Annotated in this window: 1 protein-coding gene; it reads right to left on the bottom strand. The window is 60.9% G+C overall.

Annotated elements, in window-relative coordinates; all coding sequences use genetic code 11:
• Window positions 1–242 (bottom strand): 3,4-dihydroxy-2-butanone-4-phosphate synthase (locus tag SB786_RS36230; protein ID WP_410731576.1); only part of this gene is annotated, 242 nt, incomplete at its 3' end.
• Window positions 243–274 lie beyond the last annotated feature (32 nt).

The following is a 274-nucleotide window of genomic DNA, read 5'->3' on the forward strand; positions in this document are numbered from 1 at the left end:
CCCGTGCGCAAGCCCACCCGCAAATCGACGCTAACCGTGAAAGCGGTGGACAACGGCGCCGTATTCACCTGTACCATCGGCGCCAGGTGCAGCCGCTCAGCGACTGCAGCGCTCAGCGGCGCGCAGACGATGCCGCATCCATGACGGATGAGAAAGGTCATCGCTTCTTCAGAGCAATGCGCCCCGGCAATCACCATATCGCCCTCCCCCTCCCTGTCTTCATCATCCGTCAAGATCACCATGCTGCCCTGACCGAACCGGTTGACAAGATCTT

This window comes from Burkholderia sp. SIMBA_062 (assembly GCF_046534765.1).
Lineage (GTDB): Bacteria > Pseudomonadota > Gammaproteobacteria > Burkholderiales > Burkholderiaceae > Burkholderia > Burkholderia ambifaria.